This window comes from Streptomyces sp. NPDC021100 (assembly GCF_044333095.1).
GTDB lineage: Bacteria > Actinomycetota > Actinomycetes > Streptomycetales > Streptomycetaceae > Streptomyces.
Genome location: NZ_JBIRQH010000013.1, coordinates 194,409 through 217,175, shown reverse-complemented (window position 1 = coordinate 217,175; position 22,767 = coordinate 194,409). Strand labels below are relative to the sequence as shown.

The 22,767-nt window shown below is 71.0% G+C and carries 19 protein-coding genes and 2 tRNA genes; 11 read left to right on the top strand and 10 right to left on the bottom strand.

Features of this window, described 5'->3' with window-relative positions; genetic code table 11:
• The first annotated feature begins 119 nt into the window (after positions 1–119).
• The 4 genes from ACH4PU_RS23475 to ACH4PU_RS23460 all read left to right on the top strand — a co-directional run bounded on the left by ACH4PU_RS23475 (position 120) and on the right by ACH4PU_RS23460 (position 4,028).
• Positions 120–608: a ribose-5-phosphate isomerase gene (locus ACH4PU_RS23475; RefSeq protein WP_185944957.1), complete on the top strand. Its 489-nt coding sequence runs from the start codon at positions 120–122 to the stop codon at positions 606–608.
• Positions 609–769: 161 nt separating this feature from the next.
• Positions 770–1,579 (top strand): Fpg/Nei family DNA glycosylase, encoded by an 810-nt coding sequence (locus ACH4PU_RS23470; RefSeq protein WP_398275269.1) that lies wholly within the window; start codon positions 770–772, stop codon positions 1,577–1,579.
• Positions 1,580–1,785: 206 nt separating this feature from the next.
• Positions 1,786–2,931 carry a PP2C family protein-serine/threonine phosphatase gene (locus ACH4PU_RS23465; RefSeq protein ID WP_185944959.1) on the top strand — a complete coding sequence of 382 codons (1,146 nt, stop codon included), beginning with the start codon at positions 1,786–1,788 and terminating at the stop codon, positions 2,929–2,931.
• Positions 2,932–3,260: 329 nt separating this feature from the next.
• On the top strand, positions 3,261–4,028 hold the full coding sequence (locus ACH4PU_RS23460; RefSeq protein ID WP_398275265.1) for a hypothetical protein: 768 nt from the start codon (positions 3,261–3,263) through the stop codon (positions 4,026–4,028).
• Here the strand turns inward: ACH4PU_RS23460 and ACH4PU_RS23455 are convergent.
• Positions 3,946–5,148 carry an acyltransferase family protein gene (locus ACH4PU_RS23455; RefSeq protein ID WP_398275262.1) on the bottom strand — a complete coding sequence of 401 codons (1,203 nt, stop codon included), beginning with the start codon at positions 5,146–5,148 and terminating at the stop codon, positions 3,946–3,948. The two genes, ACH4PU_RS23460 and ACH4PU_RS23455, sit on opposite strands and share 83 nt — an antisense overlap.
• Before the next feature lie 257 nt (positions 5,149–5,405).
• On the opposite strand from ACH4PU_RS23455, the gene ACH4PU_RS23450 reads away from it, so the two are divergent.
• Entirely contained in the window at positions 5,406–5,600 is a 195-nt protein-coding gene (locus ACH4PU_RS23450; protein ID WP_185944962.1) for a hypothetical protein, read from the top strand.
• Positions 5,601–5,686: 86 nt separating this feature from the next.
• Here ACH4PU_RS23450 and ACH4PU_RS23445 read toward each other — a convergent pair.
• Positions 5,687–5,757 (bottom strand) — tRNA-Gly (locus ACH4PU_RS23445).
• A 288-nt stretch (positions 5,758–6,045) separates the two neighbouring features.
• Here ACH4PU_RS23445 and ACH4PU_RS23440 point away from each other — a divergent pair.
• From ACH4PU_RS23440 to clpX, 5 genes are all read left to right on the top strand, one after another.
• Positions 6,046–6,122 (top strand) — tRNA-Pro (locus ACH4PU_RS23440).
• A gap of 142 nt (positions 6,123–6,264) precedes the next feature.
• Positions 6,265–7,644 (top strand): trigger factor, encoded by a 1,380-nt coding sequence (gene tig / locus ACH4PU_RS23435; protein ID WP_398275258.1) that lies wholly within the window; start codon positions 6,265–6,267, stop codon positions 7,642–7,644.
• A gap of 422 nt (positions 7,645–8,066) precedes the next feature.
• Positions 8,067–8,672, top strand: a complete 606-nt coding sequence (locus ACH4PU_RS23430; protein WP_398275317.1) for an ATP-dependent Clp protease proteolytic subunit — start codon at positions 8,067–8,069, stop codon at positions 8,670–8,672.
• 73 nt (positions 8,673–8,745) lie between these two features.
• Positions 8,746–9,435 (top strand): ATP-dependent Clp protease proteolytic subunit, encoded by a 690-nt coding sequence (locus ACH4PU_RS23425; RefSeq protein WP_004953018.1) that lies wholly within the window; start codon positions 8,746–8,748, stop codon positions 9,433–9,435.
• A 194-nt stretch (positions 9,436–9,629) separates the two neighbouring features.
• Positions 9,630–10,922: an ATP-dependent Clp protease ATP-binding subunit ClpX gene (clpX, locus tag ACH4PU_RS23420; RefSeq protein ID WP_398275253.1), complete on the top strand. Its 1,293-nt coding sequence runs from the start codon at positions 9,630–9,632 to the stop codon at positions 10,920–10,922.
• Between the two features lie 81 nt (positions 10,923–11,003).
• Here the strand turns inward: clpX and ACH4PU_RS23415 are convergent, their stop codons facing one another.
• From ACH4PU_RS23415 to ACH4PU_RS23395, 5 genes are all read right to left on the bottom strand, one after another.
• Positions 11,004–11,846, bottom strand: a complete 843-nt coding sequence (locus ACH4PU_RS23415) for a hypothetical protein (RefSeq protein WP_398275250.1) — start codon at positions 11,844–11,846, stop codon at positions 11,004–11,006.
• A 74-nt stretch (positions 11,847–11,920) separates the two neighbouring features.
• On the bottom strand, positions 11,921–12,631 hold the full coding sequence (locus ACH4PU_RS23410) for a hypothetical protein (RefSeq protein ID WP_398275247.1): 711 nt from the start codon (positions 12,629–12,631) through the stop codon (positions 11,921–11,923).
• Positions 12,632–12,663: 32 nt separating this feature from the next.
• On the bottom strand, positions 12,664–13,626 hold the full coding sequence (locus ACH4PU_RS23405; protein ID WP_398275244.1) for a hypothetical protein: 963 nt from the start codon (positions 13,624–13,626) through the stop codon (positions 12,664–12,666).
• A gap of 37 nt (positions 13,627–13,663) precedes the next feature.
• Positions 13,664–14,608, bottom strand: coding sequence for a hypothetical protein (locus tag ACH4PU_RS23400; protein ID WP_398275241.1), 945 nt, complete (start codon positions 14,606–14,608; stop codon positions 13,664–13,666).
• A 234-nt stretch (positions 14,609–14,842) separates the two neighbouring features.
• Positions 14,843–15,604 (bottom strand): hypothetical protein, encoded by a 762-nt coding sequence (locus ACH4PU_RS23395; protein WP_398275238.1) that lies wholly within the window; start codon positions 15,602–15,604, stop codon positions 14,843–14,845.
• Positions 15,605–15,777: 173 nt separating this feature from the next.
• Here ACH4PU_RS23395 and ACH4PU_RS23390 point away from each other — a divergent pair, with 173 nt between their 5' ends.
• Positions 15,778–18,399, top strand: coding sequence for a valine--tRNA ligase (locus tag ACH4PU_RS23390; protein WP_398275235.1), 2,622 nt, complete (start codon positions 15,778–15,780; stop codon positions 18,397–18,399).
• A gap of 264 nt (positions 18,400–18,663) precedes the next feature.
• Here the strand turns inward: ACH4PU_RS23390 and ACH4PU_RS23385 are convergent, their stop codons facing one another.
• The 3 genes from ACH4PU_RS23385 to wecB all read right to left on the bottom strand — a co-directional run bounded on the left by ACH4PU_RS23385 (position 18,664) and on the right by wecB (position 22,544).
• Positions 18,664–19,830: a hypothetical protein gene (locus tag ACH4PU_RS23385; protein WP_398275314.1), complete on the bottom strand. Its 1,167-nt coding sequence runs from the start codon at positions 19,828–19,830 to the stop codon at positions 18,664–18,666.
• Between the two features lie 168 nt (positions 19,831–19,998).
• Positions 19,999–21,363, bottom strand: coding sequence for a glycosyltransferase (locus tag ACH4PU_RS23380; RefSeq protein ID WP_398275232.1), 1,365 nt, complete (start codon positions 21,361–21,363; stop codon positions 19,999–20,001).
• Between the two features lie 53 nt (positions 21,364–21,416).
• Positions 21,417–22,544 (bottom strand): non-hydrolyzing UDP-N-acetylglucosamine 2-epimerase, encoded by a 1,128-nt coding sequence (wecB, locus tag ACH4PU_RS23375; RefSeq protein WP_398275229.1) that lies wholly within the window; start codon positions 22,542–22,544, stop codon positions 21,417–21,419.
• Positions 22,545–22,767: the final 223 nt, after the last annotated feature.

The following is a 22,767-nucleotide window of genomic DNA, read 5'->3' as shown; positions in this document are numbered from 1 at the left end:
CATTAGAACTTTTCGAAGGTGTATTTCGGAAGACCCGAATCCGTATCGTTGTGTTCACCCCGTGTACCGATCAAGGCCACTGGCGCGGCCACGCGCCGGGACGTGCCACACTCGGACGCATGCGCGTGTACCTCGGCTCCGACCATGCCGGTTACGAACTCAAGACCCACCTCGTCGAGTGGCTCACGGCCCACGGCCACGAGCCCGTCGACTGCGGCCCCCACCTCTACGACGCCCAGGACGACTACCCGCCGTTCTGCCTGCGGGCCGCCGAGCGGACCGCCGCGGACGAGGGCAGCCTCGGCATCGTGATCGGCGGCTCCGGCAACGGCGAGCAGATCGCCGCGAACAAGGTCAAGGGCGTCCGCGCCGCGCTGGCCTGGAGCGAGCAGACGGCCGCGCTGGGCCGGGAGCACAACAACGCGAACGTGATCGCGGTGGGCGCCCGGATGCACTCCGAGGAGGAGGCGACGAAGTTCGTCGAGGTGTTCCTCGCCACGCCGTACTCGGGTGAGGAGCGTCACACCCGCCGCATCGAGATGCTCAGCCGCTACGAGACGACGGGCGAGCTGCCCGCCATCCCCGCGCACCACCCGCAGCAGGACTGACCAGCCGGACGGAGCGCGGCCCCGCACGTCAAGGGGTCCCTGGACGTCCCCGGGCCCGCCGCAGCCTTGCGGCGGGCCCCTCGCGGTTCCACCGGCCGTCCGCACCGCCCGTACCGCTCACACCGCCCGTACCGCTCACACCGTCCGGGAGGACGCACGCCATGCCCGAGGGGCACACGATCCACCGCCTGGCGGCGGACCACCGCGCCCTGTTCGCCGGCCGCCCGGTCCGGGCGACGAGCCCGCAGGGCAAGTTCTCGGACGGCGCCGCGCTCGTGGACGGCCGGGTGCTGGAGGAGGCGGAGGCGCACGGCAAGCACCTCTTCCTCGGCTTCGGGCCCACCGGCTGGATCCACGTCCACCTCGGCCTCTTCGGCAAGTACACGCTCGGCACCGCCCCCACGCCCCCGCCCACGGACACCGTCCGGCTGCGGCTCGCCAACCCTGACGCGTACGCCGACCTGCGCGGCCCGACGGCCTGTGCCCTGCTGACGGACGGTGAGAAGCAGGCGATACACGACCGGCTGGGGCCCGACCCGCTCCGGGAGGGCGAGGACTCCGAGCCGGCCTGGCGGCGGATATCGCGCAGCAGGACGAGCGTCGCCGCCCTGCTGATGGACCAGAAGGTGGTCGCCGGGGTGGGCAACGTCTACCGGGCGGAGGTTCTCTTCCGCCATGGAATCGACCCCTACCGGGCGGGCCGCGATCTCACCCGGTCCGAATGGGACGCCATCTGGCACGACCTGGTGGCACTGATGCGCGAGGGCGTGCGCGACAACAGAATCGACACCGTACGGCCCGACCACACCCCCGAGGCCATGGGCCGGCCGCCGCGGGTGGACGACCACGGCGGTGAGGTCTACGTCTACCGGCGCGCCGGACAGCCGTGCCACGTCTGCGGGGAAGAGGTCCGTACGGCCGGGCTCGCCGCCCGCAACCTCTTCTGGTGCCCGGGCTGCCAGCGCAACTGAGAACAGGGGGATCAGGGGAGTGCGGCCGGGCCGGCGCGCTCCGGTCGTACGACCGGATTCCCCGCTGTACAGCCATGCGAGGAGCCGTATAACCGCTCAGGTGAGCGTCTTTCGCATAGGGTTGCACCCCAGGTGCCCCGCGGGCAGCCGTGTCGGCGCGGCGTGAATCGACGCGCCGCCGAATGGGTGGATAAGGTCCCGAAGCAATGACTGGCGGTGCGGAGACCCCGACGGCCCGGATGCGCAAAGCACTGCACCGGGCCCGTACGAGCGTGCGCAAGGCCGGGGTCGACTACTTCCGTGGCGACGGCTCCGACTGGGTCGCCCTCAGCACCCTCCTCTTCTCCGTCCCCGCCCTCGCCATCGGCACCATCGCCCAGCCCGAATGGTGCGCCCCCGCCGCGCTGGTGCTGCCCATCGTCGCCGGCGGACTGCTGCTCCGCCCCGCCAGCCTCCTCGGCCTCTACGCGGCGGCGGCGACCGCCCTCATCGTCGAGTCGGCGGTCCTCGACCCCGCCGCGTACGGCGCCGACCGCGTCACCCCCGGCACCATCCTCGTCGTCGCCGCCGTCGGCTTCCTCGGCCTGCTCATCGCCCAGTTCCGCAGCCGCGTCGGCGTCCCCTGGCGGCGCGGCGGAACGATGCTCTTCGACCTCCGCGAACGCATCCGCGTCCAGAGCAAACTGCCCGGACTGCCCCGCGGGTGGCACCGCGAGATGGCCCTGCGGCCCGCCGGCGGGCAGTCGTTCTCCGGCGACTTCGTCGTCGCCGCCCGCACCAACGGCGGCCGGACGCTCGAAGTCGTCCTCACGGACGTCTCCGGCAAGGGCATGGACGCCGCCTCCCGCGCGCTGCTGCTCTCCGGCGCCTTCGGCGGGCTGCTCGGCTCGCTGCCCCCGCACGCCTTCCTCCCCGCCGCCAACGGCTACCTCCTCCGGCAGGACTGGGACGAGGGCTTCGCCACCTCCGTCCACCTCGTCCTGGACCTGGACAGCGGCGACTACGAGCTCTTCTCCGCGGGACACGTGCCCGCGCTCCAGCTCAGCGCCGGGACCGGCCGCTGGGAGGAGAAGGCCGCGGAGGGGCCGCTGCTCGGCGTCTACGACGGCGCCGAGTTCGACTCCGTCAAGGGGCGGCTGCGCCCCGGCGACGTCCTGATGCTGTTCACCGACGGCCTGGTGGAGACCGCCGAACGCGAGCTGACCGAGGGCATGGACCGGCTGACCGGCGAGGCCGACCGGTACGTCACCACCGGATTCGCGGGCGCCGCCTGGCACTTGATCGAGGCCGTGGCCAAGGACGTCAACGACGACCGGGCGCTGTTGCTGATCTGCCGCGACCGGCGCGACTGAGCGACGCGCCCGCGAGCGGGCGGGGTGAATTCCTGGTGGGCTTCCCCTTTCCGGCTCCTCCGCGACCGCTATTCCGGCCGCGTGATTTCTCCCCGCTCGCACCCGTGACGCCCGCTTGTCACGACGCCAGGGGCCGCCACCGCATCGCGGCGTCACGGCATTGCGGTTTTCGCGCGCGTTGATAGACATGTCCGTCCGCCGCGCACGGCGGATGTGTGCGCCGCCGTGGGGCCGCCGGCATTTCCGCCGCGTCACGTTGTCCCGCCGTGCCGGTGACGCACCCCGCTCATCGCGCTCATCGCGTTCACGAATTTCCACGGGGGATTCTCATGACCACGCCTCAGCAGCCCCAACAGCCGCAGATGCCTTACGGATACCCGCAGCAGCCGCAGGGCGCCGCGCCGCCGTCCCCGCCGCAGAACAACCCGTACGCCCCGCAGCAGCCCGGCCCGTTTCAGGCCCCGCCCGCCGCGCCGCAGGGGAACCCTTACGGGGCCGCGCCGCAAGGGAATCCGTACGGTGCCGCGCCGCAGGCGAACCCCTACGGGACCGCCGCCCCGCAGGGCCACCCCTACGGGACCGCCGCTCCGCAGGGGAGCCCGTACGGGACCGCCGGGCCCTACGCGGCGCCGCCGCAGCAGCAGCCCGACCCCTACGTCATCGCCCCCCACCCCCACCCGCAGCCGCATCCGCAGCCGATGCCGGGCGCGCACGGCAGCTGTCAGATATGCGGCGGTTTCCCGGCCGCCCAGATGACCATCCGCCGCCACCAGGGCCTCGTCTTCATGATGCGGTTCTTCTCGCAGAAGGGCCTGTTCTGCCGGACCTGCGGCACCGCGCTGCTCCGCGAGATGACCGCGAAGACCTGCTGGCAGTGGTGGAGCCCCTTCTCGCTGATCATCTTCACTCCGCTGACCCTGCTCTGGAACCTGAGCGTGCACGCGAAGCTCAAGAAGCTGGCGCCCCCGGTCCCCGGCGGCCACGGGCCGCAGCCCGACCCGGGGGCGCCGCTGTTCAGCCGTCCTGGAGCGATCGGTCTGATCGTGCCGGTGGGATGGTGGGTGGCGCTGGCGACGCAGATCGTGCTGCATCTGTAGCAGCGCTCGGGGCCGTGGTGGTGGCCGCCACCGGGGCGGGCCGGGGCGGCACGCGGAAGGCCCAGTCCATCCGTGGTTCGATCACCGGACGGAACACCCGCCGCACCGGAGACGTGCACAACACGGTGACCAGGGCGACGGCGAGGACCGACACCAGGACCTCGCCCGCCGGCCGCCGGATCCAGTCGTACAGGTCGTACCATTCCCACCAGCGCGACAGCTTGATCACAAAGCCGTGCAGCAGGAAGCCGTACATCGTCCCGGTCCCGAGCGCCGTGAACCAGGTCCGCCGGCGCGGCACCCAGGCCAGGAAGCCCACCGTCAGCGCGGCGGCGCACAGGAACAGCGCGAAGGTCATCACGGGCGCCGTCCAGGCGGGTTCGCGCAGGTCCCGGATGGTGGAGTTGTGGTAGAACCAGCCGCTGTCCAGCCGCGGGGCCAGCAGATACGCCGTGGCCATCGCGCAGGCGAACAGCGGCACCGCCGCGATCCGCACCCAGCGCCGCCGCACCAGCTCGAAATGGGCGGGCTTCAGATGCAGCCCGATCACGAAGTACGGCAGGAACTGCATCACCCGCATCACGTCGAACTCGCTCCCCACCTCCGGGGAGAGCATCGCCACGATCGCGACGGCGAAGGAGAGCGGGACGGGCCAGCGCACCGCCCGCCACACCGGCGTCGTCAGCCGCCAGAGGAAGAGCGCGGCCAGGAACCAGTTGAGGTACCAGGGCTCCAGCAGGGTGAACGGCTCCGGGGCTGCGCCGTCCTCGGCCAGGTGCTGGAACTCCACGAAGGCGAGCTGGAAGATCAGGTACGGCACCAGGACGCTGGTGATCAGACGCTTGACCTTGGGCGGGCTCAGGTCGAAGCCCCGCGAGAAGTAGCCGGAGATCAGGATGAACGCCGGCATGTGGAAGGCGTAGACGGTGAGGTAGAGCGCCGTCGCGGCCCGGCTGCTGTGGGTGAGCGGTTCCCAGGCGTGGCCGAGTACGACGAGCACGATGGCCAGGTACTTCGCGTTGTCGAAGAACGGGTCGCGCGGTACGGCGGCGGGGCCGGCCTGGGGCGGGCCGGGAGCGGGGGCCGCGGTACGCGCCGGGGACGTGGCGGTACGGGACATTCGACGCACACTAGCGGGGTCCGGCAAAGCGGTGGCAATGATTCCGGTTGACACCCAAGAGTGCCCCGGAGGGAGCTTTCCCCGGTGTCCGGCCACCGCGGCCGGAAATCGACCCGTGACGGAGCCGGTCAAATCGTCGATGAATCGTCACATCACCTCCACGGGGCGCGAGTTGATGGCACGATGGTGCGGTGGAGCCCGACGAGGTGGAGCTCCGGGGGCCGGGCCAGGTTCTTCGACCGAGGGTGTGATCAGTTGTGGCCATATCGGTGTCTGCGGTGCTGCTCTTGGCGATCATCCTGGTGATGATGATCCGCGGCGGGAAGATCAAGGCCGGGGCGGCCACCGTCGCGGCCCTCTTCGGCTTCTTCCTGGCGTCGTCGGGCATGGCCCCGTCGATCCACCGGTTCCTCAACTCGCTCGCCCAGACGATCAGCAACATCAAGCTCTGACCCGCCGCCTTCCGGAGGGGACCCTCCGGAAGGTGCGGCGCGGCGCACGAGAGACGCCCCCGGCCGGTGGCCGGGGGCGTCGTCCGAGCGGGCGACGGGAATCGAACCCGCGTAGCCAGTTTGGAAGACTGGGGCTCTACCATTGAGCTACGCCCGCGCGTGCCGCTTCCACCCCGCGGGGGGTGCGGCACTGACGTGCATCGTAGCGGGTCCGGGCCCCTCGCCGCACACCCCGGTGCCGGGACTGCCTCCCCGGGGCCCGCCGGCGCCCGCCCCGGCCTCTGCGCGGCCCCTTCGCGACCCCGTCGCGGCCCCTCCGCCCCGTTTGCCCCGCAGGCAACCCCCGTGGTCACCGCCATGGTCATGGCCGGGCATCCGCACGGTCACGGCGCGGTCAAAGGTCGGCCGCCGCTCCTGCGGGCATGTACCCTACGTGTCGCACCGACGGGGTGTGGCGCAGCTTGGTAGCGCGTCCGCTTTGGGAGCGGAAGGTCGTCGGTTCGAATCCGGCCACCCCGACCAGCAAGATCGCCTTGTGGGGCTCATCCAGCGTGCGGTTACTATGCAGGTTGCGCGTCTGTGTCTCTACTACCGGGCGCGATCGGCTGAGGCTCAGCAGAACCTCGGCAGAAAAACCCGAAGTCAGCCCCAAGGAGACCGAACCGTGAAGAGCGCCGTGGAGACCCTGAACCCGACCCGGGTTCGGCTCACTGTCGAGGTGCCCTTCGAGGAGCTCAAGCCCAGCCTCGACGCGGCGTACAAGAAGATCAACCAGCAGGTCTCGGTGCCTGGCTTCCGGAAGGGCAAGATCCCGGCCCGGGTCATCGACCAGCGCTTCGGCCGCGGTGCGGTGCTGGAGGAGGCCGTCAACGACGCCCTCCCGAAGTTCTACACCGAGGCCGTCAACGAGGGTGAGCTGAACCCGCTCGGCCAGCCCGAGGTGGACATCACGGAGCTGAAGGACGGCGAGCTGCTGACCTTCACCGCCGAGGTCGACATCCGTCCCGCCCTGGAGATCCCGGACTACTCCGGCATCGAGGTCACCGTCGACGCCGTCGAGGTCACCGACGAGGACGTGGAGAAGTCGGTCGAGCAGCTCCGCGAGCGCTTCGCCACCGCCTCCCCGGTCGAGCGCGCCGCCGCCGAGGGCGACATCGTCACCCTCGACCTGGAGGCCAAGGTCGACGGCGAGGTGCTGGAGGACGGCGTCGCCAAGGGCGTCGACTACACCATCGGCTCCGGCCAGCTGCTCGACGGCATCGACGAGGCCGTCACCGGCCTGGAGGCCGGCGCCACCGCCACCTTCACCTCCGAGCTCAAGGGCGGCAGCGCCGAGGGCAAGGAGGCCGAGGTCAAGGTCGACGTCACCGCGGTGAAGTCCCGCGAACTGCCCGCCCTGGACGACGAGTTCGCCCAGCTCGCGAGCGAGTTCGACACGCTGGAGGAGCTCAAGGCCGACAGCCGTGAGCGCCTCGCCCGGATGAAGAAGTTCGACCAGGCCACCCAGGCCCAGGAGAAGGTGCTCGAGGAGCTCCTGAAGCTGGTCGAGGTCCCGATGCCGGAGAAGCTGCTCGAGGACGAGATCAACACCCGGAAGCACAACCTGGAGCACCACCAGCTCGGCCAGATGGGCCTCACCCTGGAGAAGTACCTGGAGATCCAGGGCAAGACCGCCGAGGAGTTCGACGCCGAGCTCAAGGAGCAGGCCGAGAAGGGCATCCGCACCCAGTTCGTCCTCGACGAGATCGTCAACAAGGAGAAGCTGTCGGTCGGCCAGGACGAGCTCACCGAGCACCTGATGCGCCGTGCCCAGTCCTCCGGCATGAGCCCCGACCAGTTCGCCCAGGCCGTCGTCGAGCAGGGCCAGGTCCCGATGCTCGTCGGTGAGGTCGCCCGCGGCAAGGCCCTCGCGACCGTCGTCGAGGCCGCCACGGTCAAGGACTCCAACGGCGAGGTCGTCGACCTGGAGGACGGCGAGGACGAGGCCGAGGCCACTGAGGGCGCCGAGGCCGCCGAGGCCGCCGAGGCGAAGAACGAGGGCTGAGCCCCCGAACGCCCACCGGCCGCCCTCCGCGACCGCCGTGCCCCCGGGTGCGGCGGCCGCGGGGACGGCCTTCCGGGACGGGCCCGGACACGACCCCGCCGCCGCCCGGCGCGGGCCGTGTCCGGGCCCGTCCCGGCTCCGGCCGCCGGACCGCGTGCGCGCGGGGGCGCGTCCGGCACCCCCGGGCGCCGTGGGCGGTGGCCCCACAGGGCCGTACCGGCCGGAACATGCGCTCAGAGCGAACAGTTCCTCATGCGGGATGGCGCCCGCCGACCAGCGCGTTAGGGTCCGTAGATACGAGGGCAGGGGAGACTTTGAGCGCGCCGGACCGTACCGGCCCGAAGGCCCCCCGGCCCCGAGAGAAGACGCGGAGACGGCCCGTTGCCGTCAGAGACGAGCAGGTGGATCACGTGACGAATCTGATGCCTTCCGCCGCCGGCGGTCCTTCCATCGGTGGTGGCCTCGGCGACCAGGTCTACAGCCGACTGCTCGACGAGCGGATCATCTTCCTGGGCCAGCAGGTCGACGACGACATCGCCAACAAGATCACGGCTCAGCTGCTGCTCCTTGCCGCCGACCCCGACAAGGACATCTACCTCTACATCAACAGCCCCGGCGGCTCGGTGACGGCCGGCATGGCGGTCTACGACACCATGCAGTACATCCCGAACGACGTGGTGACCATCGGCATGGGCCTCGCGGCCTCGATGGGCCAGTTCCTGCTGACCGGTGGCACCCCGGGCAAGCGCTTCGCGCTGCCCAACACCGACATCCTGATGCACCAGGGTTCCGCGGGTCTCGGCGGTACCGCCTCGGACATCAAGATCCAGGCCGAGCAGCTGCTCCGCACCAAGAAGCGCATGGCGGAGATCACCGCCCACCACACCGGTCAGAGCGTCGAAACGATCATCCGTGACGGCGACCGCGACCGCTGGTTCAGCGCGGAGGAGGCGAAGGCGTACGGGATCATCGACGAGATCATCACGCACGCCTCCGGCGTTCCGGGCGGCGGCGGCACCGGGGCCTGAGCCCCGGAGCCCGGGGGTCGGCCCCCGGGAGTACCGCCCGACCGTCGAATCCCAGCCAACGACCGCCATCAGGATGGTGAACACCCGCATGAACAACTTCCCCGGCAGCGGCCTCTACACGGGCCCGCAGGCGCAGTTCTCCGGCCTGCCCGCCGAGAGTCGTTACGTCGTCCCCCGCTTCGTCGAGCGCACCTCGCAGGGCGTCCGCGAGTACGACCCGTACGCGAAGCTCTTCGAGGAGCGTGTGATCTTCCTCGGCGTGCAGATCGACGACGCCTCCGCCAACGACGTGATGGCGCAGCTGCTGTGCCTGGAGTCGATGGACCCCGACCGGGACATCTCGATCTACATCAACTCGCCCGGCGGCTCGTTCACCGCGCTGACCGCCATCTACGACACGATGCAGTTCGTGAAGCCGGACATCCAGACGGTCTGCATGGGCCAGGCGGCTTCCGCCGCGGCGATCCTGCTGGCCGCCGGCACCCCGGGCAAGCGCATGGCGCTGCCCAACGCCCGTGTCCTGATCCACCAGCCGTCCAGCCAGACGGGCCGTGAGCAGCTCTCCGACCTGGAGATCGCGGCGAACGAGATCATGCGCATGCGGACGCAGCTGGAGGAGATGCTGGCCAAGCACTCCACCACGCCGATCGAGAAGATCCGCGACGACATCGAGCGCGACAAGATCCTCACGGCCGAGGACGCGCTGGCGTACGGTCTCGTGGACCAGATCGTCTCGACGCGCAAGTCGTCCGTCGCGGTCTGACGTTCTGACGTGACGGTCCGGGAACCGGCCGGGGGCGGGCGCTCCCGGACCTCCCGGACACCGTGCCGCCGGTACCCCCCTTGGCCGAGTAGGTGCGAGGGGGGCCCGCACGGGGGGCCCGGCAAGGTACCGTCGATAGGCAAGCACTCGGGTTCGCAGAGCAAGGCGGATCCCAGGCGAAGGGGAAGCACCTCGTGGCACGCATCGGTGACGGCGGCGACCTGCTCAAGTGCTCGTTCTGCGGGAAGAGCCAGAAGCAGGTGAAGAAGCTCATCGCGGGTCCTGGTGTGTACATCTGCGACGAGTGCATCGACCTCTGCAACGAGATCATCGAGGAAGAGCTCGCGGAGACCTCCGAGGTGCGCTGGGAGGAACTGCCCAAGCCCCGGGAGATCTACGAGTTCCTCGAGGGGTACGTCGTCGGCCAGGAGGCCGCCAAGAAGGCCCTCTCGGTGGCCGTCTACAACCACTACAAGCGCGTCCAGGCCGGCGAGACCGGCGGGCGCGACCGTGACGACGCCATCGAGCTGTCCAAGTCCAACATCCTGCTGCTCGGTCCCACCGGGTCCGGCAAGACGCTGCTGGCGCAGACGCTCGCCCGCATGCTGAACGTCCCGTTCGCCATCGCGGACGCCACGGCGCTGACCGAGGCGGGCTACGTGGGCGAGGACGTCGAGAACATCCTGCTGAAGCTGATCCAGGCCGCCGACTACGACGTCAAGAAGGCCGAGACCGGCATCATCTACATCGACGAGATCGACAAGGTCGCCCGAAAGAGCGAAAATCCGTCGATCACCCGGGACGTCTCCGGCGAGGGCGTCCAGCAGGCGCTGCTGAAGATCCTGGAGGGCACCACGGCCTCGGTGCCCCCGCAGGGCGGCCGGAAGCACCCGCACCAGGAGTTCATCCAGATCGACACGACGAACGTGCTGTTCATCGTGGGCGGCGCGTTCTCCGGCCTGGAGAAGATCATCGAGTCGCGGGCGGGCGCCAAGGGCATCGGCTTCGGCGCGACGATCCGCTCCAAGCGCGAGATCGAGGCGAGCGACCAGTTCCAGGAGGTCATGCCGGAGGACCTGGTCAAGTTCGGCATGATCCCGGAGTTCATCGGCCGGCTGCCGGTGATCACCAGCGTCCACAACCTGGACCGCGCGGCCCTGTTGAAGATCCTCGTCGAGCCGCGCAACGCCCTGGTGAAGCAGTACCAGCGCCTCTTCGAACTCGACGGCGTGGAGCTCGACTTCGACCGCCCGGCGCTGGAGGCCATCGCCGACCAGGCGATCCTGCGCGGCACCGGCGCGCGGGGGCTGCGGGCCATCATGGAGGAGGTCCTCCAGTCGGTGATGTACGAGGTGCCGTCCCGCAAGGACGTCGCCCGGGTCGTCATCACGGCGGACGTCGTGCAGTCGAACGTCAACCCCACCCTGGTGCCGCGCACTCGGGGCAACGAGCCGGGCTCGGGGGAGCGGCACGAGAAGAGCGCGTAGCGCTCAGCGGTCTTCGCGGGCGCCCGGCCGCCGGTTTCCGAACCGGCGGCCGGGCGCCTTGTCGTGTGCCGTGCCGTGCTGTCAGAGAGCCCTGCGTAGGGAAGCGGCCAGGGCGTCGACGAACGCGTCGCGGGTGACGGCAGGCAGCAGGTCCAGGGAGAGGTACGGGTTGAGGTCCTCCAGCTCGACGAGGAGCAGCCCGCCCTCCGGCGTACGGCAGGCGTCGACGCGCTGGATGCCGTGGTCGGTGCCGTTCCACTCGACGAAGCGCCGGGCGAACGCGAGGTCGGCCTCGGTGGCCTCGTAGGGCTGCAGGTCCCAGCGGCGGGCCGGGTCGGGCGCGTACAGCGCGTACTGGAAGGCGTCGTCGACGAAGTAGAACGACACCTCGTACGCGAAGCGGATCCGCGGCTGGACGAGGACCTCGCCGTCCGCGACGCCTTCCGCGAGCCGCTCGCGGGGGACGAACTCCAGACCTATCGAGTCGGCGCCCAGCTTCGGCTTGACCGCGTACTCGTCGACGACCGGAAGCCGGCCGACGTCCGCCGCCCGGTCGACGGTCGGGATGACCGGGTACCCGGCGGCGGTGAGGTCGAGCAGGTACTGCTTGCCCGCCATGTCGCCCTTGCCGGTGAGCCTGTTGTGCACGCGGGTGCCCCGGCGGGCGGCCTCGGCGCGGAAGTGGTCGTACGCCGCCTGGTAGTTGAGCACGGGGCCGCTGTTGCGGACGACGACGAGGTCGAAGCCGTCCATCAGCGCGACGGCGTCCAGCGGGTGGCAGAGCGCGATGTCGAACCACGCGCGGAGCCGGGAGGTGAGGAAGATGTCCTCGTCGCAGTACCGGCGCCCCTTGGCCTCGTAGGCGAGGTCGGTGACGTAGAGGACGCGGGGGCGGGGGGACGCCTGTGGGGGTACTGCGGCCATGACGAGCTCCTGAAGGTGGTGCGAGTTCCGCCAACGTACCTGGTCAGGGGCGTGGCCCGCCTTCGAGATCCGGCTCAGGTGCCTGCCTCGGCCCGGACCTCCTTCCGGAGGCGGGCTAGGTCCTCGGCGGCCGTGTCCAGAGAGACCGGCCGGCTGCTCCCGGCCGTCGTGGGATCCAGGGTGAACGCGAAGGCCATCGTGCTGTGATCGGCCCACATGCAGAAGGGCAGTTCGGTCTCGACCGGCTTGCCGAGCAGCCCGCCGTTGCGTTTGATCCGTACCTTCCGGCACTTCATCACCGCGTCGTCGAGCGCCTTCGGGTGGAAATCCTGAGGGGACCCGACGAAGGTGCCGTCGACCCCGCCCATGGGTTCCCGGGTGAACTTCCGGAACAGGCGGTCGAGGGTTCCGCTCGGGTCGCCGATGCGGCCCCAGGCGCCGTGGTAGACGAGGCGCCGCTGATCCGGACCGTTGCCGTCGGCGTAGAAGGCGGTGATCTCCCGGGAATCCTCGATTCCCAGCGTCCGGTTCTCCTCGCGGTTGTCGTTGCCTGCGACTTCGTCCGGCTGGTCCTCCGCCTTCCGGTACGCGTCGAGGACGGTCTCGGGGGCGGTGAGCCGGTAGTGCCGGGTGTCGCCTTCCTCGCCGCCGAAGGAGAGGAAGCCGCCGACGGCCGCGCCGGCCGGCACCAGGGCGCCGGCGGCCAGGGCCAGGGCCTTGCCCTTGCCCCGTCCGCCCGGCGGCGGCAGGGGCGGGGGCGCCGACGGGGGCGGAGGGCAGGCCATGCCGGGCCGCGGGCCGTACGGGGCCGGCTACGTCATGCGCCCGCCTCGACGCGGACCTCGTTGCGGAACTTCACGGCCTGCTCGGCCGCCTGCTGGAGCGTCGCGCTGCCGCCGCCCATGGCGGACGCCACGTCGACGTGCATGACGATGGCGGTGGTGCTGTGATCGGCCCAGGCGCAGAGGGGGGCCTTGAAGTTGGCGGGCGTCCCACTGGAGGAGTCGCCGGTGCCGGCGGTCTTCACGTACTGGCACTTCATCACGGCGTTCCCGAGCCCCTGCGGGGTGACCTTCTCCGGGCTGCCCACGAGTTCGCCCTTGTCGCCCTTGGAGTCCCTCTTGAGGGATTCGCCCATCAGGTCGAAGAGCCGGTCGAGGGTCTTGTCCGGGTTCTTGATCTTCCCGTAGACGCCGTTGAAGAAGAGGTACTTCTGGGAGAAGCCCTCGCCGGACTCGTAGCCGGCACCCGTGTTCTCCGCGTCGACGACGCCCAACGCCTCGGCCTTCTCCTTGCCGTTGGGCCCGAAGCCCTTGGTGGTCTCGCTGGGGTCCTTCTTGTAGTCCCCGAGGACCGTGGCGGGAGCCGTCAGCGTGTACCGCTTCCCGTCGTCGGGCACGGAACCGCCGCCGCCACCACTCTTGCCGAGAAGCACCAAACCGCCGGCGAGCGCGCCCACGACGGCCAGTACGCCGACGGTGATCGCGATCGCCTTGCCCTTGCCGGAGCGCTGCGGGGGTATGGGCGGCGGGTACGGGCCGTACGGGCCGGGCACGCCGGGCTGCTGCCCGTACGGACCGTACGGGCCGGCCTGCGGCGGCTGTCCGTAGGGGTTCACCGGGGGCTGCTGCGGCGGCTGCCCGTACGGGTGCGGCTGCTGGTAAGGCGGTTGTCCCGGAGGGTAGCCGTAGCCCGGCTGCCCGCCCGGCGCACCGGCACCCTGCCCGTAGGGGGTGGGCGGGGGCTGCTGCCCGTACGGGTTGGGCTGGTCTGAGCTCATGTCTTTCCCTTCGGGACCGATCGCCTTACGGCGCTTGCTACTTGTCCTTGCGGACCTCGTTGCGGATCTTGGCGGTGGCCTCGGCCAGTTCCTCGGCGGTCATGGCGTCGGCGGTGGAGCCGGTGCCCGAGCTGAAGGAGGAGTTGCTCTTGGTCGAGCTGTTGGCCACGATCCCCAGGGCACTGTTGTCACCCCAGATGCACTGGCTCATACGCACCTCACTGCTGTAGGAGCCGTAGGAAGTGGTCATCTTCTTCATGGTGCACTTCATCACCGTGCCGTCGAATCCGGAGGGGTGGAACTCCGTATAGGGCGTCACGGTTTCGAACTTCGAGGCGGCCGGGCTCTTGTCCGTGTCGGCGATCACGTCGTTGACGGCCTTCTTCGGGTCCGTCACGTCACCGTAGATACCCGTGATGCGAAGATTCACCTTGGCGTCACTGGTGTAGGCGCCGGACACGGCCTCACCGCTGTTGATGCCGTGTTCCTTCAGCTTGGAGTCGTTGCCCTTCTTGGGGGCGTCACCGGAGCCGGATCCCGCCGTCTTGGTGTACTTCCCGTCCAGCAGCTTCTCCGGCAGCACGATCGTGTACGCGCCGCCGTCACCGCCCTTGCCCAGGAGCATGTAACCGCCGCCCGCGAGCGCGCCGATCACCAGGACGATGCCGAGAACGATGGCGATCGTCTTGCCCTTGCCGCCGCCCTGCGGGGGGACCGGCGGCGGGTACGGGCCGGGCATGCCGGGCTGCTGGCCGTAGGGGGCCTGGGGCGGCTGGCCGTAGGGGCCCGGCTGGGGCGGGGGCGCGCCGTAGGGGCCGGGCTGTGCCGGCGGGGGCGCGCCGTACGGGCCGGCCTGGGGCGGCGGGGGGTAGCCGTAACCGGGCTGGCCGGGGGCGCCGCCCTGGCCGTAGGGGTTGGGGCCCTGCGGGGCGTGCGGCTGCTGTGGGGGCTGGCCGTAGGGGCCCGGCTGGTTGAAGCTCATGGTGTGTGGCTGTCTCTCTCGACGTGTGGGGGGACGGGGGCGGCGTTCCGCGTCATCCTTTCCGATGCCTTATCCCGGCTTTACCTCGGGTCGGCAACGGTTTCGGCACATCCGGGAGCGGCGGCCGGGGGGGGTGTGGGGCCGGCCGCGGCACACGGGCATGGGCGCCCGGATCCGGGCAACCGGATGCGACTCATCGCGTTCTCCCCCCGTCGCGACCGCTCCCCGCGGTCGCTACTTCTCGCTGCGCGCTTCGTCCCGCACCTTAACCGTCGCCTCGGACAGCTCCTCGGCCGACATCACCTCGCCGGTGGCGCCCGGGGTGTCCCGGCCGTTGGGCGGCAGGCCGTCGAAGGCCATCACCATGTGCTGGACGCCGCCCATGGTGCTGTGGTCGGCCCAGAAGCACTGGCTGATCCCCAGCCTGACGGAGACGGCGCCCGTTCCGCTCGCGCTTTTCGAGGTCGTGCACTTCATGATCAGGCCGTTGGCGCCCGGCGGGTGGAACTCGGTCCACGGGGTGACCGTGCGGGGCGTGCCGCCGACCGCACCGGACGGGTGCTTCGCGCTGCCCTCGTCGGCCAGGGCCACCAGGGCGTCGAGCGTCTTGCGCGGGTCGGCGATGTCACCGTTCGCCCCGTAGACGTTCAGCTTCTGCTTCTTGTCGTTGACGTAGCCGCCCATGAAGCCCTTGCCGTGGGTGATGCCCAGCTTCCCGGCCTGCGCGTCGCCGGTCAGGTCCTCGGTCCCGCCGGCGTCTCCGGGGCGGGCGTCCTCCTTCTTGTACGCGCCGTCGAGGAGGCGGTCGGGCAGGGCGATGGTGTACGGCTTCGTGCCGTCGTCGCCGTCGCCGTCCCGGAACCAGAGGACGCCGCCCGCGGCCGCGCCCGCGATCAGGAGGGCGGCGGCGCCGGCCAGGAGGGCCGTCCGGCGCTTTCCGCCGCGGCGCGGGGGCTGCTGGGGCAGGGGAGGAGGGACCGGGAGGGACGTGGTCATCGTGCGTGCCGTTCTTTGCTGGTTTTCGCGGGACCGAGAGGTCTCCTGCGCCGCGTGGGACGGGTGCGGCGTTTGCGTCAGTTTCCCCCGACGCCTCTCAGGGTCCGGTTCCGGGTCATGTCAGGGGCAAACGGGTTCGTGGCGGACCGCCCGGGCCCCGTAGAATTTCCCCCGTGACCGAGAACACTCAGCAGCAACACGACAGCGTCCCCGAACTGCCGACCCAGTACGCGCCGGCCGAAGTAGAGGGGCCGCTGTACGAGCGCTGGGTAGAGCGGGGCTACTTCACGGCCGACGCGACGAGCGACAAGAAGCCGTACACGATCGTCATCCCCCCGCCCAACGTCACCGGCTCGCTCCACCTGGGCCACGCCTTCCAGCACACGCTGATGGACGCCCTCACCCGCCGCAAGCGGATGCAGGGTTACGAGGCGCTGTGGCTGCCGGGCATGGACCACGCCGGCATCGCCACACAGAACAAGGTCGAGCAGCAGCTCGCCGAGGAGGGCAAGTCCCGCCACGACCTCGGCCGGGAGGCGTTCACCGAGCGCGTCTGGCAGTGGAAGGAGGAGTACGGCGGCAAGATCCTCGGCCAGATGCGCCGGCTCGGCGACGGCGTCGACTGGTCGCGCGAGCGCTTCACCATGGACGAGGGCCTGTCCAAGGCCGTCCAGACGATCTTCAAGAAGCTCTACGACGACGAGCTGATCTATCGCGCCGAGCGCATCATCAACTGGTGCCCCCGCTGCCTCACGGCCATCTCGGACATCGAGGTGGAGTACCAGGAGGACGACGGCGAGCTCGTCTCCATCCGGTACGGCGAGGGCGAGGAGTCGCTGGTCGTCGCCACCACCCGCGCCGAGACGATGCTGGGTGACACGGCCGTCGCCGTCCACCCGGAGGACGAGCGGTACGCGCACCTCGTCGGCAAGCAGATCAAGCTGCCGCTGACGGACCGCACGATCCCCGTCGTCGCCGACACGCACGTCGACCCGGAGTTCGGCACCGGCGCCGTCAAGGTGACCCCGGCGCACGACCCCAACGACTTCGCCATCGGCCAGCGCCACGGCCTGCCGTCGATGACCGTCATGGACGAGCACGGCGTCATCACCGTGCATGGGCCGTTCCTCGGCCTGGACCGTTTCGAGGCGCGTTCGGCGATCGTCGGCGCGCTGCGCGAGCAGGGCCGGATCGTCGCCGAGAAGCGCCCGTACGTCCACTCCGTCGGCCACTGCTCCCGGTGCCGCACGACCGTCGAGCCGCGGCTGTCCATGCAGTGGTGGGTCAAGGTCGGCCCGCTGGCGCAGGCCGCCGGCGACGCCGTCCGCGACGGCCGGGTGAAGATCCACCCGGAGGACATGTCGAAGCGCTACTTCGACTGGGTCGACAACATGCACGACTGGTGCATCTCGCGCCAGCTGTGGTGGGGGCACCGCATCCCGGTCTGGTACGGCCCCGAGGGCCAGGTCGTCTGCGTCGGCCCGGACGAGGAGCCGCCGTCCGGCGAGGGCTGGCACCAGGACACCGACGTCCTCGACACCTGGTTCTCCTCCGGCCTGTGGCCGTTCTCCACGCTCGGCTGGCCGGAGAAGACGCCGGACCTGGCGAAGTTCTACGCCACCGACGTCCTGGTCACCGGCCACGACATCATCTTCTTCTGGGTCGCCCGGATGATGATGTTCGGCCTCTACGCGATGGACGGCGTCGCGCCGTTCCACACCATCGCCCTCACCGGCCTGGTGCGCGACGAGCGCGGCAAGAAGATGTCCAAGTCCTTCGGGAACGTGGTCGACCCGCTGGACTGGATGGACGCGTACGGCTCCGACGCCGTCCGCTTCACCCTGGCCAAGGGCGCCAACCCCGGTACGGATGTGCCGATCGGCGAGGACTGGGTCCAGGCGTCCCGCAACTTCGCCAACAAGATCTGGAACGCGACGCGGTTCGCGCTGATGAACGGCGCGACCGTGGAGGGCGAACTCCCGTCGGCCGAGCAGCTGTCGGCCACCGACCGGTGGATCCTCTCCCGGCTGAACGCGACCGTCGCCGAGGTGGACGCGTACTACGAGGACTACCAGTTCTCGAAGCTTTCGGACGCCCTCTACCACTTTGCGTGGGACGAGGTCTTCGACTGGTACGTCGAGCTGTCCAAGACCACGTTCATGGGCGGCGGCGAGCAGGCGAAGGTGTCGGCCCGCGTCCTCGGCGAGGTCCTGGACGTCACCCTCAAGCTGCTCCACCCGGTCGTCCCCTTCGTCACCGAGGCGCTGTGGACGACGCTCACCGGCAAGGAGTCGCTCGTCGTCGCCGACTGGCCGACCGACAGGGGGTTCCGCGACGCCGCGGCCGAGGCGGAGATCGAGAACCTCCAGCAGGTGATCACCGAGGTCCGGCGCTTCCGCGCCGACCAGGGGCTCCAGCCGGGGCAGCGGGTGCCCGCGCGGCTCGGCCTGTCCGGTACCGCCCTTGCCGCGCACGAGGGTGCGATCCGGCAGCTGCTGCGTCTGCAGCCGGAGGGTGAGGGTTTCCAGGCGACCGCCAACCTCACCATCGGTGGGGCGACCGTGGCTCTGGACCTGTCCGGGACGATCGACGTGGAGGCGGAGCGGAAGCGGCTTGCCAAGGCGTTGGCGGCGGCGGAGAAGGAGAAGTCTCAGGCGACGGCCAAGCTTGGGAACGAGGCGTTCCTGGCGAAGGCGGCCGAAGCGGCCGTCGAGAAGATTCGTACGCGGCTTGCGAAGGCTGAGGCTGACATCGAGCGGATCGGGGCTCAGCTGGACGCGCTGCCGGGCGCGTAGCGTTCGGGTTCGCCTGTGGCTGGGGCGGGATGGGGGTTGCCCCTGTCCCGCCCCTTCGCCGTTTCCTGGGGCTGCGCCCCAGACCCCCTTGTCGCGGCTTCGCCGCTCGTCCTCAAGCGCCGGACGGGCTGAACACCAGCCCGTCCGGCGCTTGAAAACAACCGCGCGGAGCGCGGTTTCAGGGGGTGCGGGGGCTTGCCCCGCAGGAAACTGGGGGCACCTCCCAGCGGTAGCTGGGGGAGAAAGGGCGGGTCTGGGGCACCCTCACCGCGCCCATGGCCGCGAGCGCCCCGGGTCCCACATCGGCCCCCACGGCCCCTCGACGGGCTCGTCGTGCAACTCCGCGCGGTCACGGACCCGCTGGCGGCGGTCACGCACCGGCGCGAACAGGACGTACGCCGTCGAGACGACGACGAACGCCAGCCGGATCAGGCCCCGCACCGCATCGTCGTGGACGACGAACACACTCCCGTACAGCGCCACCAACGCCAGCCAGCTCCACAGCGGCACCAGCCGCCGCTGCCCGCACACATCCCACAGCAGCGTGCCGAGCAGTACGGACGCCGTGTAGTACGTGTAGACGCTCGGGTCGAGGACGATGCGCGCGTTGGCGCCCAGCAGGACGACCGCCGCCCAGCGGCCGCGCCAGACGGCGACGGTGCCGAGGAAGAGGCCGAGGGCGGCCTGGGCCGGGCGGGCCCAGCTCGGGGTCTCGGGGTCGTTGGCGCCGAGCCAGCGGAGGGCGGACGCCGGGTTGTTGGGGATGGTGAACTCGGCGGCGGCGAAGGAGTGCGCGTCGACGAGGAAGAACGGCACCCAGGCGACGGCGACCAGGGCGGCACACCAGAGCCCGGCCCGCAGCCAGCGTTCCTTCGGCAGCGCCAGCAGGAGCGGGACGAAGGCCAGCGCGGTCGGCTTGGAGTCCAGGGCGAAGGCCATCCAGATGCCGGTGGCCGCCGCGTCGCAGCGCGTCATGGAGCGGACGGCGAGGGCGGTGAAGAACAGCGCCAGCACGTCGTCGAGATGGGCGAAGCGGACCGAGACCTCGATCCACATCGGGATGAAGGCGAGCCCGGCGATGAGGACGCGCCGCCGCAGCCGCTGGTGGTTGGTGCCGGTGCCCAGGAAGTGCCGGGCGGCGCTGCGCCCGGTGAGCACCAGGACCACCAGGCCGAGCACCGACATGAACGCCTCGGCGAGCACCTGCCCGACCTCGGCGGGGAAGGGGTTGAACAGCCCGGCCACCAGGAAGCTGATGGGCCCCATCTGGAGCTCCGGGTGGCGGGCGTAGAGGTTGAGGCCGCCGTCGCCGGACGAGCCGTCGTAGATCAGTTCGCCGCCCGTGCGCAGGTAGTGCCAGGAGAAGCCGCCGCTCGGTTCCACGACCACGAACCAGAGCGCGGCCCACGCGGTGAGCAGCAGCAAGTGCATCCGCGTGCTGAGTTCCGGTATCCGCACAACGCTCCCGTCCACCACCCGGCCACCGTCGGGTCCGGGCACAACTGTCACCGGCGGTCAGATGGCGGAAGCCGCCCGGAGGTTGCCCTCCGGGCGGCCAATGTGAGCAGCGGAACACCGCGTTCCAAACTGTGTTCGAACTCAAGCCTCGATGGCGACCGGTCCGGAATCCGTCGCCTCCGCGTTGCGGCGGGTCTTCGCCCAGCCGTTGCGGCCGCGCAGCATCCGCACGAAGCCGCGGGCCGACGCCGGGAAGAGGTGGTAGGCGTACAGCCACAGGGCCAGCCCCCACAGCAGGGCGGTGAGCAGCGAGCGGTCGTCGGCGCGGTCGCGGCGGTAGACCGGGCCCCACAGCACGAACGGCAGCACGGAGACGACGGCCAGTGCGAGGACCAGCGGCCACAGGGCCAGCATCCCGCCGAACGCGGCGCCGGGACCGTCCTCGGCCGCGGTCAGGCCAAGGAGGGCGAACATGAGCGCGCACAGGGCGAGGGTCACCAGATGGGCGACCGGCTGGAGGAAGGTGTAGAGGGTCTCCAGGATGCCCCGGCCGCCGTAGTGGCGGGAGGAGACGATGCGCGGCGCGTAGCGGACGCACTGGAGGTTGCCCTGTGCCCAGCGGGTGCGCTGGGTCAGGAACCGGCGGCCGTGCGGCAGCCCTTCCTGGGAGACCCAGGTGTCGGCGAGGTGGTTGATCCGGTCACCGGTGAGGATCATGTGCAGGCCCAGCTCGTAGTCCTCCAGCAGGGCGCCGCGCTTCCAGGGCCGCCGCTCGGCCGCGGCTATCCGGTCGAGCGAGGCGAGCCGGGTGAACTGGCCGTTGCCGCCCAGGCCGACGGAGCCGGTGCGGGCGCGGAGCAGCTGCATCCCGGCGTTGGAGACGGAGAACTCCATGTCCTGCATGCGCACCAGCAGGCGCGCGAAGGCGTTCCGCACCCGGCCGCGGTCGGGCAGCGGGCGCTCGTCCTCGGTGTTCCGCATCCGGACGCTGACCTGGACGCCGCCGGTCTCGGGGTCGCCGAAGCCCTGCGGGCCGCTGACGACGTTCAGGGCGTTCGGGTCCAGCTGCCCGTCGGCGTCGACGACGCAGACGACGACCCGCTCGCGGTCGGTGTCCCGGGAGAGGAACTGGTTCAGCTCGTCGTACGCGGCGTTGAGCGCCGCGCCCTTGCCCTGCCGGGCCTCGGGGCGGTGCCGGCGCACCAGGTGGACGCGGCGGTCGCGCTCGGCGAGCTCGGCGACGATCGCGCCGGTGCGGTCGTCGCTGTCGTCGTCGATGACCCAGACGTGCGCGCGGGGGTGGTCGGCGCGCAGCCGGCCGACGGTCGTCGCGACGACGGCCTCTTCGTCCCGGCAGGGGACGAAGAAGTGCCAGTCGAAGGCGTTCGGGTCGCCGTGCTCGGCGAGCGGGCGGCGGGTGTAGGCGTGGCGGGCGCCGGCCCAGTAGAGAAGGAAGCAGGTGAGGAGGAAGAAGGGGAATATATGGAAGAAGGGGTGCTGGAACACGCGGAGTCCTGGTGGGGCGGGGGAGCGGGCGGCGGTGGCGGGGGCTGGTGCGCTTACGCCGCCAGCCGCACCGGCGTCGCGATTCCGGCCAGCAGGGCCGTGATCCGCTCCGAGGCGAGGCCGTCGCCGAACGGGCTGGGCAGCGCGGCGAGGCGGGCCAGCCCCTCGGGGCCCTCCGCGAGTCGCCGGCGCGCCGCCGCGCCGATCGCCGGGCCCGGAATAACCAGTTCCGCGAAGTCGGTCATCGCCTCCGGCCGCTCCGTGGAGCGCCGGACGACCACCAGCGGGCGGCCGAGGACCGTGCACTCCTCCTGGATGCCGCCGGAGTCGGACACCAGCAGCGCCGCGTGCCGGGCCAGCGCCAGGAACTCGGAGTAGCCGAGCGGCGCGGTCACCGTCAGCGGCGCGAGCAGGCCGGAGAGGCCGGCCGCCTCGATCCGGGCGCGGGTGCGCGGGTGCAGCGGCAGCAGGACCGGGCGGTCGTCCGTGACCAGCGCGGCGAGCTCGGTGAGGACCGCGCGCAGGGCGGAGGGGTCGTCGGTGTTCTCCGGGCGGTGCACGGTGGCCAGGACGTAGCCGTCGGCGGTCAGGCCGTGCGCGCGCAGGAGGGCGGCGCGCTCGCCGGCGGCGGGGAGCTGGTTGCGTACGGCCTCGACGACGGTGTTGCCGGTGACCGCGATCCGGGCGTCCTCCAGGCCTTCGGCGAGGAGGTTGGCGCGGTTGTCCCCGGTGGCCGCGCAGAGCACGTCCGCGACGCGGTCGATGAGGACGCGGTTGTGCTCCTCGGGCATGTTCCGGTCGTGGCTGCGCAGGCCGGCCTCGACGTGCACCAGCGGGATGCCCCGGGCGTTGGCGGCCAGCGCGCCGGCCAGGGCGGCGTTGGTGTCGCCCTGGACGACGACGGCGAGCGGCGGCTCGGCGGCGAACAGCTCGTCGAGCTGCTCCAGGGCGGCGGAGATCTGCACGGCGCGGGGCTTGCCGCCGACGCCGGTGAGGAGGGTGGGCTCGGGGAGCCCCAGCTCGGTCAGGAAGCGGCCGGAGAGGTTCTCGTCGTAGTGCTGGCCGGTGTGGATCAGGTGGGCGGCGGGGCCGAGGAGACGGGCCAGGTCCGTGAGCTTGATGAGCTCGGGGCGGGTGCCGAGGACGAGGGCGATGCTGCGGGTGGGCAGGGGCGCGGGCACGGGGTCTCCTGAGGCTGCGGGGACTGGGCAGCCTCGAGAGTGGGATGGGTCGGTTGCGGGCCCGGATGAGCGCCGGTTGCTCGACGGTTGCGGGTTCGGATCGGGACTTTCGTCCCGGGTGGGGTGCCCCGGTCCCGCCGCCCTTTCACCGTTTCCTGGGGCGCTGCCCCAGACCCCGAAACCGCGCTCCGCGCGGTTGTCCTCAAACTCCTCCAGAGGGGGC

Bases quoted from the DNA above. Each gene is read 5' to 3' on its own strand.
- ACH4PU_RS23460 (WP_398275265.1), top strand. From the start codon at position 3,261: ATGACCACGCCTCAGCAGCCCCAACAGCCGCAGATGCCTTACGGATAC.
- ACH4PU_RS23475 (WP_185944957.1), top strand. From the start codon at position 120: ATGCGCGTGTACCTCGGCTCCGACCATGCCGGTTACGAACTCAAGACC.
- ACH4PU_RS23425 (WP_004953018.1), top strand. From the start codon at position 8,746: ATGGTGAACACCCGCATGAACAACTTCCCCGGCAGCGGCCTCTACACG.
- ACH4PU_RS23405 (WP_398275244.1), bottom strand. From the start codon at position 13,626: ATGAGCTCAGACCAGCCCAACCCGTACGGGCAGCAGCCCCCGCCCACC.
- ACH4PU_RS23430 (WP_398275317.1), top strand. From the start codon at position 8,067: ATGCCTTCCGCCGCCGGCGGTCCTTCCATCGGTGGTGGCCTCGGCGAC.
- ACH4PU_RS23470 (WP_398275269.1), top strand. From the start codon at position 770: ATGCCCGAGGGGCACACGATCCACCGCCTGGCGGCGGACCACCGCGCC.
- ACH4PU_RS23395 (WP_398275238.1), bottom strand. From the start codon at position 15,604: ATGACCACGTCCCTCCCGGTCCCTCCTCCCCTGCCCCAGCAGCCCCCG.
- ACH4PU_RS23400 (WP_398275241.1), bottom strand. From the start codon at position 14,608: ATGAGCTTCAACCAGCCGGGCCCCTACGGCCAGCCCCCACAGCAGCCG.
- ACH4PU_RS23410 (WP_398275247.1), bottom strand. From the start codon at position 12,631: ATGGCCTGCCCTCCGCCCCCGTCGGCGCCCCCGCCCCTGCCGCCGCCG.
- ACH4PU_RS23385 (WP_398275314.1), bottom strand. From the start codon at position 19,830: ATGCACTTGCTGCTGCTCACCGCGTGGGCCGCGCTCTGGTTCGTGGTC.
- ACH4PU_RS23455 (WP_398275262.1), bottom strand. From the start codon at position 5,148: ATGTCCCGTACCGCCACGTCCCCGGCGCGTACCGCGGCCCCCGCTCCC.
- ACH4PU_RS23415 (WP_398275250.1), bottom strand. From the start codon at position 11,846: ATGGCCGCAGTACCCCCACAGGCGTCCCCCCGCCCCCGCGTCCTCTAC.
- ACH4PU_RS23465 (WP_185944959.1), top strand. From the start codon at position 1,786: ATGACTGGCGGTGCGGAGACCCCGACGGCCCGGATGCGCAAAGCACTG.